Genomic DNA, 16106 nt, shown 5'->3' with positions numbered 1-16106 from the left:
GATCCAGCGTAGGTCCGGTCACTGCCGTGCGGCGTCGCGCCGGTAGCGCCAGACGACGACCGCGGCGAGACCGAACGCCCAGGCCGCCAGCACCAGGGCGGGTTCGAGCATGCTCCCGTCCGCGCCGGCGCCCATCTGGCCCATCCGGTCGAGCCAGTACGACGGGACCCCGTGCGCGAGGGTGCTCATCCACGACGGCATGATCGACAGCGGGACCCACAGGCCGCCGAGGATCGCGAGCCCCATGAACACGACCATGAACAGCGGCTGTGCGAACGAGGGGCGGGCGAACTGCCCGATGAGGATCGCGATGAGGGCGAACGGCACCACCCCGGCCCACACGCCGACGCCGGCGACGAGCCAGCGGCCGGGTGCGAGGTCGGCGTGCAGCGCGAGCACGGACACGAGCGTCACGACGACGATGCCGAGCGCGGCGATCGCCATCGCGGCGATGACCTTCGACACGAGGAACCCGACCCCGGACAGCGGGGTGATCCGCAGCTGCCGGTTCCACCCGATGGACCGTTCCGTGACGATCGTGAACGCCTGCCCGAGTGCCGCCATCATGGCGCCGTACGACGCCATCTGCAGCGTGGTGACGACGAGCCACGGCAGCTTCGTCGCGGGGTCGACCTGACCGCTGGACCCGTAGGCGGACCCGAACGCCAGGAGCATCACCACGGGCACCGCGATCGTGAACACGAGCGACCGGACGTTGCGGAGCTGCCGCTTGGCCTCGAGGGCGACGTACCGGATCGGCAGGCGACCCCGGGTCCGGAGCGGGACGGGAGCGGTCAGGGCGTCGTCGGTGGGCGAGGTCGCCGCGGTGTCGGTGGCCCGAACCGGCGTGGAGGGGATGGACGTGCTCATGATCGGGCTCCGGTCGTCTCGGCGGACGACGGCTCGTCCGTGGTGCGGGTGAGGGCGAGGAAGGCGTCGTCCATCGTGGACGGCACCACCTCGATGTCGTGCGCGGCGGGGAACGCCGCGAGCAGGGCGCGCAGGGTCGTGTCGGATCGGTCGGTGACGAGCGTGACCGTGCCGTGCCGTTCCTCCAGACCGCTGACGCCGGGCAGACCGCGGAGCGCGTCGTGGTCCGCGGGGCCGACCCCGGTGAACCGGATCGTCCGGGCGGCCGCGATCGCCTTGATCTCGGCGGGGGTGCCGTCGGCGACGATCCGTCCGGCGCGCATGATCACGATCCGGTCGGCGAACGTGTCGGCCTCGTCGAGGTAGTGCGTCGCGAACACGACCGTGCGGCCGGTGTCCGTGAACTCGCGCATGGAGGACCAGAAGGTGTGCCGGGCCTCGACGTCCATCGCCGCGGTCGGCTCGTCGAGCACGAGCAGGTCCGGGTCGGACACCACGGCCACCGCGAACCGGGCACGCTGGAGCTGCCCGCCGGACAGCTTGTTCACGCGGCGGCCCGCGATCTCGGTGCAGCGCGCGCGGCGGAGTGCCTCGTCGACGGACATCGGGGCCCGGTGGGCGCTCGCGACCAGGGCGACGGAGTCCCGGACGGTGAGGTCGGGCAGGAGCGCACCGCCCTGGAGCATCGCACCGACGCGGCCGTCGACGATCGCGTCACGCGCCGCGCCGCCGAAGAGCCGCACGCTGCCCGCCGTCGGGGTGGCGAGCCCGAGCGCGAGGTCCACCGTGGTCGTCTTGCCGGCCCCGTTCGGGCCGAGGAGGGCGACGACCTCGCCCCGGTGGATCGTCAGGTCGACACCGTCGACCGCGGTCACCGCACCGAACCGCTTGTGCAGTCCGGCCAGCTGGATGATCGGCGTTTCGTTCATGCGGCCAGCGTGGCGGAACCGCGGGCGCGGGACGTCTGCGGTCCGTCATGGATCCGGCGTGACATTCGTCATGGTGCGGAGGCGGTCGGGTCGAGGTCGGGGCGGTGTGCATCTCGCACCGGTTCACACCCCGGTAACGACATGTTGCACATGGTCGGCCGGTGTCCGGACTCCTAGCGTTGGCGCAACCCCGCGCCGGCGACGCACTCCGCGTTCCGGGCCCGTCCGACCCGAGGAGCCACAGATGGCCAGCGACACCGCAGCTTCGGCACCACCCGTCTCGTCATCGTCGGCGACGGTCGCCGTCGACGACTACTCCCTCCGCCGTGTGCCGCAGTCCGCCCGCTACGGGTGGTTCCAGGTGGCCGTGCAGCGGTTCGGGCAGATCTCGGCCCTGTCGCAGTTCCTGCTCGGGGCGACGCTCGGCTTCGGCATGAGCTTCTGGGCCGCGTTCTGGGCGATCACGCTCGGCGCGGTGATCCTCGAGATCGTGTCGGTCTTCGTCGGCGTGATCGGGGTCCGCGAAGGCCTCAACACCTCCGTGATCGCGCGGTGGACCGGGTTCGGCAAGGGCGGCTCCGCGCTCGTCGGGCTCGCGATCGGCATGAGCCTCATCGGGTGGTTCGGGATCCAGTCGGGCGTCTCGGCGTCCGGGCTCGTCGCGATCCTGCCGATCCTGCCGGCGTGGGCGTGGTCGCTCGTGTTCGGCCTGCTCGTCACGGCGATCGTGCTCCGCGGGTTCCACTCGATGCAGTGGCTGGCGAACATCACCGTGCCGCTGTTCCTGGTCCTCGTCGGGTGGGCGATCACCGTCGAGCTGAGCAAGCACTCGATCGCGGAGCTCGCCGCCAAGGCCCCGGCCGGTCCGCACATGGGCTTCGTGGCGGGCACGACGCTCGTCGCCGGCGGGTTCATCGTCGGGGCCGTGATCACCCCCGACATGACCCGGTTCAACAAGAGCACCGGCGACGTCGTCAAGCAGACGCTCCTCGGCGTGACGCTCGGCGAGTACGTGATCGGCCTGGCGGGCGTCCTGCTCGCCCACGCGGTCGGGTCCTCGGACATCACGCGCGTGATCACGTCGTCGGTCGGCTGGGTCGGCGTGCTCGTGATCCTGCTCGGCACGTTCAAGATCAACGACTGGAACATCTACAGCTCGAGCCTCGGCGTCACGAACTTCATCGACGCCGTGTTCGGTCGACAGGTCAACCGCGGCGTGGTCACGCTCGTCATGGGCGTCGTCGGCTCGGTGCTCGCGGCGGTCGGGTTCCTGGGCGCGTTCACGCCGTTCCTCACCGTCCTCGGCGTCGTGTTCCCCCCGATCGCCGGGATCATGGTCGCCGAGTACTTCGTGGTGAAGACCTGGCGTCGCGAGTTGAGCGCCGCCGCGGACGTCCCGGCGACCTCACCGACGTGGGTGCCGATGACGCTCGTCGTGTGGGCCATCGCGGCCCTGATCGGGTACTTCGTCACGATCGGCATCCCCTCGATCAACTCGGTCGTCATCGCGTTCGTCCTCTACGTGATCGCCGGCAAGGCCGGCCTGGTCCGCGGCGTCGGGGTCAGCCACACGGAGACCGCACCGGTCCCGGCCCGCTGAGCCCGGGCCTCCCGGCCGGGAGGCCCGCCCCCGGCGCCGACGGGACCGCGCCACCCGCGCCCACCCCGCCCACCCACGCACCACCAGCACCACCGAAGGGAACCCCATGCGCATCGGCATCGACGTCGGCGGCACGAACACGGACGCGGTCCTCATGGACGGCAGCACGGTCGCCGCGGCGGTGAAGCGCTCGACGAGCGCGGACGTCACGTCCGGCATCGTCGCCGCGCTCGCCGGCCTGCAGGAGCAGCGGGCGTTCACGTCCGAGGACATCGACGGCGTGATGATCGGCACGACGCACTTCATCAACGCCCTCGTCGAGGCGCGGGGACTGGCCCCGACCGCGGCGGTCCGGCTCGGGCTGCCGGCCACCGCGTCGTTGCCGCCGTTCACGGACTGGCCCGAGCACCTGGTCGGCGCGGTCGGCGCACGACCGTTCCTGGCGCACGGCGGCCACGAGTTCGACGGTCGGACGATCTCCGAGCTCGACCCGGACGAACTCCGGCGGCACGCGGCGGCGATCGGTGCCGCCGGGATCCGGTCGGTGGCGATCTCGTCGGTGTTCTCGCCGATCAACGACGAGTTCGAGCAGCGCGCGCAGGAGATCATGGCCGCCGAGCTCGGTCCGGACGTGGCGTTCTCGCTGTCGAGCGAGATCGGCCGCATCGGACTGCTCGAGCGTGAGAACGCCACGATCATCAACGCCGCCCTGCGGGAGCTCGCCGAGCGGATCGTCGACGGCCTCGCCGCGTCGGTGACCGGCAGCGGCATCGACGCCCCGCTGTTCCTCAGCCAGAACGACGGCACCCTGATGGACGTCGAGTACGCCCGTCGCTACCCGGTGGCGACCTTCGCGTCCGGCCCGACGAACTCCATGCGCGGCGCCGCGGTGCTGTCCGGGTTCGACACGTGCGCGGTCGTCGACGTGGGTGGGACGACGAGCGACGTCGGGGTCCTGACCGCGGGGTTCCCGCGCGAGGCCACGGGCGAGGTCGCGGTCGCGGGGGTCCGGACGAACTTCCGCATGCCGGACGTCCTGTCCATCGGCATCGGCGGCGGGTCCCGCATCCGCGAGGACGGCGCCCTCGTCGGCCCGGACTCGGTCGGCTACCGGCTCGCCGAGGAGGCGCTCGTGTTCGGCGGGACGACCCTGACCGCGACCGACGTCGCCGTCCGTGGCGGCCGCGGCGTGATCGGTGACGCCTCGCTCGTCGCCGGGGTGTCCGACGCCGTGGCGCAGCGCGCGCTCGGGGTGATCGCCGCCCGCGTCGCCGACGTCGTCGAGCGGATGCGGACCTCCTCGGCGCCCCTGCCGGTCGTCGCGGTCGGCGGCGGCTCGGTGCTGCTGCCGGACGAGCTCGAGGGCCTCGGCGTGGTGCACCGGCCCGAGCACTTCTCGGTCGCGAACGCGATCGGCGCCGCGATCGCACAGGTGAGCGGCGAGATCGACAAGGTCTACGCGATCAGCGAGGGCAAGCGGGCGAGTGTCGTCGACGACGCCCGTCAGGAGGCCGTGGACCGGGCGATCGCGGCCGGTGCGGACCCGTCCACGGTCGACATCGTCGACTTCGACGAGGTCCCGATCCCGTACCTGCCGGGCAACGCGACACGGATCCGCGCCAAGGCCGTCGGCGACCTCGCACTCGGGGCGCTCGTCCGATGAGCGCGATCGACACCACGCCCGTCGCTCCGCTCACCGTGATCGGCGAGGACTGCTCGGCGCTCGCCCGCGGGGCCGCGATCCTCGGCACGGGCGGTGGTGGTGACCCCTACATCGGCCGCCTGCTCGCGGAGGCCGCGGTCCGGCAGCACGGGCCGGTCCCGGTGGTGCAGATCGAGGACCTGCCCGACGACGCGGTCGTGCTCGCCGTCGCGATGATCGGCGCGCCGACGGTCATGGTCGAGAAACTGCCGTCCGCCACGCAGTTCGCCGAGGCGGTCCGCAGCCTCGCCGCCTACCGCGGCGTGACGCCCACGCACCTGGCCTGCATCGAGGTCGGCGGGGTGAACTCGACGACGCCGATCGTCGCCGCCGCGGAGCTCGGTCTCCCCCTCGTCGACGGCGACGGCATGGGTCGTGCGTTCCCCGAGGTCCAGATGGTCCTGCCGACGCTGTCGGGCATCAGCGCGACGCCGATGTCCCTGTCCGACGAGAAGGGCAACACCGCGGTGTTCGACACGATCGACAACCGCTGGGCGGAACGGCTGGCCCGCACCGCCACGGTCGAGATGGGCTGCTCGGCGATCACGTCGCAGTACGCGATGTCCGGCGCGGAGATGAAGGAGTCGTACGTCCGCGGCAGCCTGTCGCTGTGCGTCCGGCTCGGCGAGGCCCTCGTCGACGCGCGTGCCGCGAACGAGGACCCGGTCGCCGCGGTCGCCGACGTCCTCGGCGGCCAGGTCGTGTTCGCCGGCAAGGTCACCGACGTCGAGCGGAAGACCGTCACCGGGTTCGCGCGCGGCACGGCCCACATCGCCGGGATGGCCGACGACACCGGACGGGAGGCCGTGCTCCGGTTCCAGAACGAGCACCTGTTCGTCGAGGTGGACGGCCGCGCCCGCGCCACGACACCGGACCTCGTCATCACGCTCGACGCCGAGACGGGGGAGCCGATCACGACCGAGGGGCTCCGCTTCGGCGCCCGGGTCCGCATCGTCACGGCGCCGGCGGACCCCCGATGGCACAGCCCCGCAGCGCTCGAACTCGCCGGTCCGCGGTACTTCGGGTACGACCTCGACGCCGTGCGCTTCGACGGCACGACGAGCCCGGGGGTGCGCGCGTGAGCTGGCTGCTCGGCATCGAGGACCTCCCGGACCTCGCCCGCGGCGCCGCGCTCCTCGGCACGGGCGGCGGCGGGGACCCGACCATCGGGATGCTGCTCGTCCGCGCCGCGATGCAGGAGCACGGCCCGGTCACGATCCTCGACCCGGACGAGCTCGACGACGACGCGTTCGTGATCCCCACCGCGCAGATGGGCGCCCCGACGGTCGTGCTCGAACGGATCCCGGCCGGCCCGGAGCCCCTCGGCGCCCTGCGGCGACTCGAGGCGCACCTGGGACGCACCGCGACCGCCACGATGCCCATCGAGTGCGGTGGCATCAACTCGATGATCCCCCTCCTCGTCGGCGCGACCGGGGGCCTCCCGGTCGTCGACGCCGACGGCATGGGGCGCGCGTTCCCCGAGCTCCAGATGGAGACGTTCTCGGTGTACGGCGTGCCCGGATCGCCGCTCGCGATCAGCGACGAGCGCGGCCACGGTGTCGTGATCGAGACCGGGCACGACAACCGGCAGATGGAGTGGCTCGCGCGCGGCGTCACGATCCGGCTCGGCGGCGTCGCCTACATCGCCGAGTACGCCATGACCGGCAGGCAGGTGCGCGACACCGCGGTCCCGCGGACCCTGTCGCTCGCGCTGGCGGTCGGCCGGGCCGTCCGGCACGCACGGGAGGCCCACCGCGACCCCGTCGCGGAACTCGCCGCCGCGTTCTCCCGCACCATCTACACGCACCTGCGCGAGCTGCACGAGGGCAAGGTCGTCGACGTCGAGCGGCGCACGGTCGAGGGGTTCGCGCGTGGACGGGCGACGATCAGCGGCGCGGCCGGCGACGTCGAGATCGTGTTCCAGAACGAGAACCTCGTCGCCCGTCGCGGTGACGAGCTCCTCGCCGTCGTCCCCGATCTCATCTGCGTGCTCGACGCCGAGACCGCGGAACCGATCACCACCGAACGGCTCCGGTACGGGCAGCGGGTCCGCGTCGTCGGCGTGTCGACGCCCGCGCTCATGCGCACGCCCGAGGCGCTCGCCGTGTTCGGGCCGGCCTGCTTCGGGCTCGACGACGCGTTCACGCCCGTCGAGGTGCTCCATCCACAGGGGGCCGTCGGGGACGTGCGTCCACCGATGTGCTCGGCGGCGGGGGCGGACGCGGTGCCCGATGGGAGCATGGAGCCATGGACGGAGGCGACGGGCACGGTCAGCGCGTGACGCGCCTCCAGGCCGGCGACGTGCCCGCGTTCGGGCGTGGTGCCGCCCTGCTCGGCTGCGGTGGCGGCGGTCGCGTCGACCACACCGTCAGCGCCATCCGGCGCGTCGGCCCCGGCTTCGGGGTCCCCGTGTTGTCGCTGGACGACCCCCGACTCGAACGGGTCGCGGCGGTGGGCCTCGTCGGCTCGACGACCGTGCTCGAGGAGAAGATGCCGAGCGGCCGCGAGCTCCCGGACGCGCTCGCCGCCGTCGAACGCTGGACGGGCGACCGTGCCGACGCGGTCCTCCCGGCCCAGATCGGCGGCGTGACCGGGCCGGCGGCCGCGCTCACCGCGCACCTGGTGGGGCGGCCGCTCGTCGACGCCGACCTCGTCGGCCGGGCGACCCCCCGCCTCGACCAGCTCACGTTGTTCGCCGCCGGAGCACTGCCGGTCACCGCGGCCGCAGCCACGAGCAGCGGCCTCCGGATCGTCGTCGACGCGCCGAGTCCCGGCGACCTCGAGACCGTCTGGCGTGAGGCCGTGTCCCACAGCGGTGGCTGGGCCGCGTTCGCGATCGGGCCGGTGCCCATCGCCACGCTGCGTGCACGAGCCGTTGCGGGGAGCGTCACGCGTGCCCTGCGGACGGGGCGGGCGCTCGCCGCTGCCGCGGACCCCGAGGCCCTGGCGCGGGCGGTCGGCGGGCGGGTCGTCGCCCTCGGCCGCGTCGTCGACGTCGACCGCGCGGGTGACGCCATGGCGTTCGTGCACAGCACCACCGCGATCGTGGACACCTGCACGGGTGCGGTCGCCCGGATCGAGGCCGGGAGCGAGTACGTGCACTGCCTGGTCGACGGCGAGCCCGTCGCGAGCACCCCGAGCCTCATCGTCGTGGTCGACGCCCGGTCGCTCGACCCCGTCGCGGCGGATCGCATCCGCACCGGGGACGAACTCGCGGTGCTCGTGCTGCCCGGCGCCGACTGGTGGTGGGCCGATCCCGTGCGACTCGGCCGCGTCGCGCCCCGGGCCTACGGGGTGGACGCCGACGTCGTGCCCGAACCGGCGGGCGTGCGGTGATCCCGCTCCGCGAACTCCTGGCGATGCTGTCGACCGCCAGGTCCGAGGTCCGGCTCCTCGCGGGGCCGGACGACCCCGGTGTCGCGCGGGTGCTCGGACTCGTCGGAGCGGTGGACGTCGTCGGTCGCGAGCTCTCCGGCACGGCCGGCGGTGACGGGTGCGCCGTGGTGCTCCTGACACCGGTCGCCCGGTTCGACGCGCGGTTCGACGTCCTCCTGCGGCGCGCCGCCGGCGTCGGGGTCCGCACGCTCGTCGTCCGGCCGGACCCCGCCGCCGTCCCGGACTCCGCCCCGATGCCCGGCCCGGGGACCCGTGCGCTCGCCGACCGCCTCGGTGTGGCCGTGCTCGCCACGGACGACGCGTGGTCCACCTCCGTCCGCCTGCACGAACTCGTCGGCACGGGAGAGGCCCCGGCAGCCCGTGCCGCGGTGGCCGTCGCGCGGATCGGGCTCGAGGCCGGACCCGACCTCGACGACCTGTTCCGGCAGCTCGACCGCCAGCTCGGCGCACCCGTGCGCTTCCTCGACGCCGCCGGCCGGCCACTCCGCGGACCCGGGGTCGGCGCCGGGGCCGTGCGGATGCTCGCCCGCGCCGCCGGCGGCAGCGAGCCCATCACGGTCACGGACGGCGACGAGACCCTCGTGCTCGTCCCCGTCGGGACGGGCATCGGCGCACGGGCGTGGCTCGGCGTCGGGCTCACCGCGCCGGTCCGAGCCGAGCGCACCACGATGGCCGTGGCGCTCCGGGTGGCCGCGGTCGCCGTCGGGCACCGGCTCGTGCTCACCCGGCTCGACGACGAACGTGACGCCCGCTACCGCACCGCGATGCTCGACGAGCTCCGCGCGGCGGACGGCAGCCCGGAGCCGGGCCTCGTGCAGCGGACGCTCGCGGCGGGGTGGCAGCTCGACGCCTGGCACGTCGGCATCCGTGTGGTCACCCGGCACCCCGTCGACCAGGTCGCCCTCCGCGGCGAGGTCGAGGTCGCCATGGCGGCCGCCGGGCTCGAGGTCGACGTCGTCGAACAAGGTGATGGATGGGCGCTCTGGACGTCGGACCTCGACGAACCGGACCACCTGCGGATCGGTGCCGTCGCCACCGCCGTCCGCCGTGCGCAGGCGGCGCTCCGCCCCGGGCTCGACACCGCCGTCGGCGTCGGTAGCGTGCAAGCGGGGCTCGTCGGGCTCGTCCGGACCCTCGGCGAGGCGACCGATGCCGCCCGGCTCGCCGGTGGCCGGCCGGAGTCGGGGCACTTCGTCCACGTGGACCGACTCGGCCTCGCGCAGCTCCTGCTCGCGTGGACGGAGACCGACACGTTCCTCCCGGCCGCGGAGCAGTTGTTGGCACCGCTCGAGCGCGGCGGCGGCGCACTCCGGGTCACCCTCGCCGCCTACCTCGACGCGGAGTCGTCGCTCGCCGAGACCGCCGCCGTGCTCGGCGTGCACCGCAACACCGTCGCCGACCGCATCGCACGCGTCGAGCGGCTGCTGGCGGTCGACCTCGCCGATCCCGAGACCCGGCTGGCGCTGCACCTGGCGACCCGCGTTCGGCGGGAGTGACCGCCGGGGCTCAGGACGCGCGGCGGCTGGTGCGCCTCCACGTGCAGCGGTTGATGCACGCGCTGGTGGGGAACGCCGAGGACGACGCTGATGTCGCGGATGGTCATCCCGTCGGGCGTGCCGCGTAGCGTGATCTCCATGCGCCCACTCGTCGAGACCGTCGACGTCGAAGGGTGTGTCCTCCGGCTCCGCACCCTGGCCCCCGCCGGCCGTGCTCGCGACACCCTGGCGCCGACGATCGTCCTGGTGCACGGGATCGGCATGTCGCACCGGTCGTTCAAACGCGTGCAGCGGGTGCTCTCGCGCTCGTACCGGACGATCGCGGTCGACCTGCCCGGCTTCGCCGACTCCCCGTCTCCCGGTCGCCGACTCGAGATCGAGGACCTCGCCCGACTCGTCATCACCGCGCTCCGCGCCTGCGACGTCGAGCAGTGTCTGGCGATCGGGCAGTCGATGGGCACGCAGGTCGTCGTCGGGATGGCACTCCAGGACCCGGGCTTCGTGACGTCGGTGGGGCTCATCGGCCCGGTGATCGACGACCGGCGGCGGACGCTCCTGCAGCAGGGGTTCTCGCTCGCGGTCGACGGCATCCGCGAGCGACCGGCGATGAACGCGACGCTCCTCACCGACTACCTCCGGAGCATGCCGACGTACCTGCGGGAGCTCCGGGTGATGATGCGGTACCCGACGCTGCGGTCGGTCGCTGCGCTCGAGGTCCCCGTGCTCGTGATGCGCGGCACCGAGGACCCGGTCGCCCGCCGCGGCTGGGCCGCCCGTGTCGCCGGGGTCGCGCGAGAAGCCGCGTTCATCGAGCTGCCCGGACCGCACCACGTGCAGGACGCCCACCCCGGTGCCGTCGCGGCGATCGTCGACGAGTTCATCCGCGTCCAGACCGTGGGGCAGCTCCGGTGACGGGCGCGACCGGGTGGCGGGACCGGGAGGCGCGGAGCACGCCCGACCCACCTCCCCGCCTGGCCGTGCACCTGCGCGACGCGCGATGGTTCCTGCTCGACTGGTGGTACGCGGCGGTGTGGCAGCTGCGGAGCCTCGGGCCGACGACGGCCGACGACTACCGGAGCGGTGACCGCCAGCCGATCGTCGTGGTGCCGGGCGTGTACGAGACGTGGCACTTCATGCGGCCCCTCATGGACGCGCTGCACGATCACGGGCACCCGGTGTTCGTCGTGACGGCGTTGCGGCACAACCGGCAGTCGGTGCGCGCCGGTGCCCGACTCGTGATGGACCAGATCCGCGCCGAGGACCTCCACGACGTGCTCCTCGTCACCCACAGCAAGGGCGGACTGATCGGCAAGTACGCGATGACCCTGCTGGACGGCGGTGGTCGCGTCGACCGGATGGTCGCCGTGTCGGCCCCGTTCGGCGGCTCGTCGTACGCACGGTTCGCGCCGAACGCGACGCTCCGGGCGTTCTCGGTGCACGACCCGACCCTGGCCGCGCTCCTCGCGGACGTGCACGCGAACGGCCGGATCACCTCGGTCTACGGCGTCTTCGACACGATGATCCCCGAGGGCAGTGCCCTCGTCGGGGCGAAGAACGAGCGCTTGCCCGTCGGCGGGCACTTCCGGATCCTCAGTGATCCGCGCACCTACCGGGCCGTGCTCGACGCCGTCGACCCGGCGGTGTCCTCGGAGCCGCAGTGACCTGGTCGTCGACGTCCTGATGCCCGAACGAGCCGCACGATGACCGCCGTCTGACCGGCCGATTGTCCGCGAAGCGCGGGCAGTACGGTGTCTGGCTGGATCGTGCGTCTCTGGAATTGCCGAACCCTCGCGTGCCCGTGATGATGAGCGGACGATGGAAGGAACCGCCCGTATCACCCGGGAGCGCAGGGTCGCGACGAGCCAGGACGTCGAGCAGGCGCGGGTGTTGTTGCAGACCACGCATCACGCCGTCGGCTGGGACGTCCAGCCCGACGCCGACGGCCGGCCGTTCGGTTTCCGACACACCGTCACCGGGACCGGACTGCTGTCGCTCGCGTCCACCCGGCTGACCGGGATGGTGTCGGGCGAACTCGAGACGTCGGCCGACGAGTACGTCGTCGCGTGGCTCAAGGAGGGCAGCGGCTCCATCGCTGGGCTCGACGTGTCCGAGGGCGAACCCGTCCTCTACCCGACCGGGTCGTTCCCCTTCCGCTACGACGGCTTCGACAAGGACCTGCTCCACGTGGACCGGTCGATCGTCGAGGAGGTCGCGGCGGAACGCGGGGGCTGGGCTCCGGGACCGCTCGGGTTCGACCACGACCACATCCCCACGGGCGACGCCCGCTCGGCGTGGTGGGCCATGGTGCGGCAGGTCGCGGTGACGCTCATCAGCGGTCCCGCGACCGTGACGCTCGACGCGGAGCGCGAGCTGGCGCGGACGGCTGCGGAGGGCCTCCTGGCCGCGTTCCCGCACTGGCCGGTCGTGCCGGCGACGGACCCCGACGGGGTCGGGACGGCCGCGGAAGCCCGGGTCGCTGCCGCCGAGCGCTTCATCCGCGAGCACGCCACGAGCCCGATCGGCATCACCGACGTCGCCGCCGCGGCCGGGATGAGCATGCGCGGGCTGCAGGAGGCGTTCAACCGGACGCACGGGATGACGCCCACCACGTACCTCCGTCGCGTTCGGCTCAGCATGGTGCGGGACCGGTTGCTCGCGGCCGACCACCGCACGGACACCGTCGCCGAGATCGCGGGCGCGCACGGATTCGGCCACAAGGGACGCTTCGCCGCGGCCTACGCCGCCGAGTTCGGCGAGGCCCCGAACACGACGCTGCGCCGCGACGGCTGACCCGACGCGGCGCACGGCGGCGTAACAGGTCGGGCGGATTCGGAGTTGACTCGGGTGCTGATCACCGCTACGGCGAACCCGCCGTGGCGTAGCGGACTAACGCAACACCAGGAGGACCTCTTGATCGGTCTCATCATCAGCTTGATCATCATCGGCCTGATCGCCGGTGCGCTCGCCCGCCTCATCATCCCCGGCCGGCAGTCGATGGGCATCATCGCGACCATCGTGCTCGGCATCATCGGCTCGTTCGTGGGTGGGTTCCTCGGGTTCCTCATCTTCCAGCACGACCCGATGGACGGCTTCTTCCAGCCTGCCGGGATCATCGGGTCGATCATCGGCGCGGTCATCGTGCTGTTCATCTACACGCGGTTCGCGGGGCGCGGGGCTGCTCGCCGCTGACCACCGGTCGCCGGGCTCCCGGTCCTCTGGAGCCTCGAAATCGCAGAACATGCCGCTCACGTGTGAACGTGAGCGGCATGTTCTGCGATCTGGCCGGTCGTTTCGGCACGGTGGCCGGGACCGCCCGGACCGGTCAGGCCTGGGTGACCTCGACCTCCAGGACCGCCCACGACAGCGGCGGCAGGGTGGTGCGGAGCGCGCCGTCCTGGACCGACGCCTGCAGCGGTGTGAGGCCGACGGCGTCCTGCGCCGCCTCGGTGTTCGCGGTGAAGCGGTCCCCGCCCTCGGGGATCGTCAGGACCTCGGCACGCGTGACCTGGCCGGCCGTGAAGCCGCGGAGGGCCACGGTGACGTCCGACGCCTCCTCGAGACCGCGGTTGGCGACGAACACCGCGACGCGGCCGCGGTCGGCGTCGTACGTGACGCTCGCGTCGACGACGTCGGCGTCCCCGTACTGGGACGAGGCGAACCGGTCGCTCCGGACGACGGTGCGGAGGATGTCACCGCGGGCGAGTTCCGCGGTGCGGGCGAACGGCCAGTAGATGGTCTGACGCCACGCGGGACCGTTCTCCTCGCTGCGGATCGGCGCGATCACGTTGACCAGCTGGGCCTGGTTCGCGATCGTGACGCGGTCGCCGTGGCGGAGGAGCGAGTTGAGGAAGGTACCGACGACCACCGCGTCGGTGACGTTGTACTGGTCCTCGATGAGCCGCGGGTGCTCGCGCCACTGGGCCTTGCCGACGACGTGCGGCTGGTCCTCGGTCTCGAGCCCGCGCTGGTACCAGACGTTCCACTCGTCGAACGAGACGTTGACGACCTTGGAGGACTGGCGCTTCGCCTTGACGGCGTCGGCCGTGGCCACGACGGACTCGATGAAGTAGTCCATGTCGTTCGCGCTCGCGAGGAACGACAGCGCGTCACCGTCGTGCTCCTGGTAGTACGCGTGCATCGAGATGTAGTCGACCTCGTCGTAGGCGTGTGACAGGACCGTGTGCTCCCAGGACCCGAAGGTCGGCATGTGCGAGTTCGACGAGCCGACCGCGACGAGTTCGATCGTCGGGTCGACGAGCTTCATCGCCTTGCCGGCCTCCTGCGCCAGGCGGCCGTACTCGTCGGCGGTCTTGTGGCCGATCTGCCAGGGGCCGTCGAGCTCGTTGCCGAGGTTCCACACGCGGATGTCGAACGGCTCCTCGGCTCCGTTGGCGCGACGCTTGTCCGACCACTCCGTGCCGCCCGGGTGGTTCGCGTACTCGACGATGGCACGGGCCTCCTCGACGCCGCGGGTGCCGAGGTTGATGGCCTCCATGACCTCGACCCCCGCCTCCTTGGCCCAGGCGGCGAACTCGTGCAGACCGAAGGCGTTGGTCTCGACCGTGTGCCAGGCGCCGTCGAGCCGGCGGGGACGCTGCTCGACGGGGCCGACCCCGTCCTCCCAGCGGTAGCCGGAGACGAAGTTGCCGCCCGGGTAGCGGACGATCGAGACGCCCATCTCGCGGGTGAGGTCGAGCACGTCACGGCGGAACCCGTGTTCGTCGGCGTTCGGGTGGCCGGGCTCGTAGATCCCGGTGTAGACGCATCGGCCCATGTGCTCGACGAACGAGCCGAACAGTCGGCGCGGAACGGGACCGACGATGAACTCGCGGTCGACGGTGATGGTTGCGGTGGACATGCGCGATGTGGTCCTCACGTCGTCGTGTGGTGGTGGTCGCTCCCGTTTTACATCGTTGTAACTCGGCTCCACAAGCCGCCGTCGGCGCGTCGTGCCGACGGTGGCGAGCGTCGGGGCTCCGCGGTGGGCCGCGCGTCCCACCGGCCGGCCCGCTCATCCGGGGGTGTCAGCCCCGGCGCGAGGCGACGCTCGCACGCTCGACGATGTGGTGCGGCACGACCTGCACGATCCGCGGCGCGTCCGGGTCCTCGATCCGGCGTTCGAGCGCGGTCAGGGCGGCCTCGGCGATCGCGCGCTTGTCGAACGAGACGGTGGTCAGCGACGGCACCGCGAACGAGGCCTCCTCGATGTCGTCGAACCCGACCACCGAGACGTCCTCGGGCACGCGGACGCCACGGTCGGCGAGGACGTGGAGCACACCGAGCGCCATGGAGTCCGTGAAGCAGAACACGGCGTCCGGCGACCCGTGCTGGTCGAGGAACCGGGACATCGCTGCGGCGGCGGCCGAGGTCGACCACGATCCGACGGCGATCGACAGGGTCGGGTCCTCGGGCAGGCCGGCCTCGCGGAGCGCCGCGCGGTGCCCCTCGTGTCGGGTCTCGCTCGAGGCGGTGCGGAAGGAGTCGTCCGAGGTGCCGAGCAGCACGATCCGTCGATGCCCGGTGGCGATGAGCAGACGGCCGACGTCGCGGCCGGCCGCGAAGCTGTCCACGTGGACCTGGTCCACGTCCTGCGGCTCCACCTCGCCGATCACGACGGTCGGCGGCAGACCCCGCCCGTTCGCCACGACGCTCTCGCCGAGGGTGACCGGATTGAGCACGAGGCCGTCGACCAGGTGGGCCCGCGCCCGCGAGATGAGGTCGATCTCGCGCGCGGGGTCCGACCCGGTCTGATCGATCTGGACCGCCCACCCGTGCCCGCGCGCCAGCTCGACGAACGCACGGGCGAGCTCGGCCGAGTACGACGTCCCGAGGTCGGGCAGTGCGAGCGCGATCGTGCCGGACCGGCCGTTGCGCAACCCCCGCGCCGACAGGTTCGGGACGTAGTCGAGTTCGGCGAGGGCCGCCTCCACCCGTTGCCGGGTGTCGGGGCGCACCGGAACACCGCCGTTGATCACGTTGGACACCGTCTTTGGCGACACCCCGGCGAGGGCGGCCACGTCCCGCACCGTCGGACGCATCGCCGTCGAGCCTATCGCCCGCGGGGACCCGGAACGGCGCGCGCGTGAGCGCGGCTCAGGCCCGGGCCGTCCGTT

The 16106-nt window shown here is 72.7% G+C and carries 14 protein-coding genes; 10 read left to right on the top strand and 4 right to left on the bottom strand.

Annotated elements, in window-relative coordinates; translation table 11 throughout:
• Positions 1-18: 18 nt before the first annotated feature.
• The gene (locus tag DEI93_RS13360) at positions 19-870 is read right to left on the bottom strand and encodes an ABC transporter permease (protein ID WP_258372259.1); all 852 of its coding nucleotides are present in this window, start codon (positions 868-870) and stop codon (positions 19-21) included.
• Positions 867-1799, bottom strand: coding sequence for an ABC transporter ATP-binding protein (locus DEI93_RS13355; RefSeq protein ID WP_111027554.1), 933 nt, complete (start codon positions 1797-1799; stop codon positions 867-869). Before DEI93_RS13355 ends, DEI93_RS13360 begins: the two co-directional genes overlap by 4 nt.
• Before the next feature lie 244 nt (positions 1800-2043).
• Here DEI93_RS13355 and DEI93_RS13350 point away from each other — a divergent pair, with 244 nt between their 5' ends.
• From DEI93_RS13350 to DEI93_RS13305, 10 genes are all read left to right on the top strand, one after another.
• Positions 2044-3399, top strand: coding sequence for a purine-cytosine permease family protein (locus DEI93_RS13350; protein ID WP_111011412.1), 1356 nt, complete (start codon positions 2044-2046; stop codon positions 3397-3399).
• Positions 3400-3505: 106 nt separating this feature from the next.
• Positions 3506-5062 (top strand): hydantoinase/oxoprolinase N-terminal domain-containing protein, encoded by a 1557-nt coding sequence (locus DEI93_RS13345; protein WP_111011153.1) that lies wholly within the window; start codon positions 3506-3508, stop codon positions 5060-5062.
• Positions 5059-6183 carry an S-methyl thiohydantoin desulfurase family protein gene (locus DEI93_RS13340; protein WP_111011154.1) on the top strand — a complete coding sequence of 375 codons (1125 nt, stop codon included), beginning with the start codon at positions 5059-5061 and terminating at the stop codon, positions 6181-6183. The genes DEI93_RS13345 and DEI93_RS13340 overlap by 4 nt, the downstream gene beginning before the upstream one ends.
• Complete coding sequence (locus DEI93_RS13335) at positions 6180-7382, top strand: S-methyl thiohydantoin desulfurase family protein (RefSeq protein WP_111011155.1); 1203 nt, start codon at positions 6180-6182, stop codon at positions 7380-7382. Before DEI93_RS13340 ends, DEI93_RS13335 begins: the two co-directional genes overlap by 4 nt.
• Positions 7349-8437 carry a DUF917 domain-containing protein gene (locus tag DEI93_RS13330; protein WP_111120347.1) on the top strand — a complete coding sequence of 363 codons (1089 nt, stop codon included), beginning with the start codon at positions 7349-7351 and terminating at the stop codon, positions 8435-8437. Before DEI93_RS13335 ends, DEI93_RS13330 begins: the two co-directional genes overlap by 34 nt.
• Complete coding sequence (locus DEI93_RS13325; protein ID WP_258372313.1) at positions 8434-9993, top strand: PucR family transcriptional regulator; 1560 nt, start codon at positions 8434-8436, stop codon at positions 9991-9993. Before DEI93_RS13330 ends, DEI93_RS13325 begins: the two co-directional genes overlap by 4 nt.
• A gap of 138 nt (positions 9994-10131) precedes the next feature.
• Entirely contained in the window at positions 10132-10905 is a 774-nt protein-coding gene (locus DEI93_RS13320; RefSeq protein ID WP_181436105.1) for an alpha/beta fold hydrolase, read from the top strand.
• A complete protein-coding gene (locus tag DEI93_RS13315; RefSeq protein ID WP_258370214.1) occupies positions 10902-11654 on the top strand; it encodes an esterase/lipase family protein in 753 nt (250 codons plus the stop codon). The genes DEI93_RS13320 and DEI93_RS13315 overlap by 4 nt, the downstream gene beginning before the upstream one ends.
• A gap of 154 nt (positions 11655-11808) precedes the next feature.
• A complete protein-coding gene (locus tag DEI93_RS13310) occupies positions 11809-12783 on the top strand; it encodes an AraC family transcriptional regulator (protein WP_111026328.1) in 975 nt (324 codons plus the stop codon).
• Between the two features lie 120 nt (positions 12784-12903).
• Positions 12904-13182, top strand: coding sequence for a GlsB/YeaQ/YmgE family stress response membrane protein (locus DEI93_RS13305; RefSeq protein WP_111011159.1), 279 nt, complete (start codon positions 12904-12906; stop codon positions 13180-13182).
• 133 nt (positions 13183-13315) lie between these two features.
• On the opposite strand, the gene arfA is transcribed toward DEI93_RS13305, so the two are convergent.
• The gene (gene arfA, locus DEI93_RS13300; RefSeq protein WP_111013950.1) at positions 13316-14851 is read right to left on the bottom strand and encodes an arabinosylfuranosidase ArfA; all 1536 of its coding nucleotides are present in this window, start codon (positions 14849-14851) and stop codon (positions 13316-13318) included.
• Positions 14852-15017: 166 nt separating this feature from the next.
• A complete protein-coding gene (locus tag DEI93_RS13295) occupies positions 15018-16031 on the bottom strand; it encodes a LacI family DNA-binding transcriptional regulator (RefSeq protein ID WP_111120346.1) in 1014 nt (337 codons plus the stop codon).
• Positions 16032-16106: the final 75 nt, after the last annotated feature.

Origin of the sequence: Curtobacterium sp. MCBD17_035, from assembly GCF_003234815.2 — a bacterium.
Classification (GTDB): domain Bacteria; phylum Actinomycetota; class Actinomycetes; order Actinomycetales; family Microbacteriaceae; genus Curtobacterium.
The sequence above is the reverse complement of the archived record's forward strand: the minus strand, read 5'-3'. Positions and strand labels throughout refer to the sequence as shown.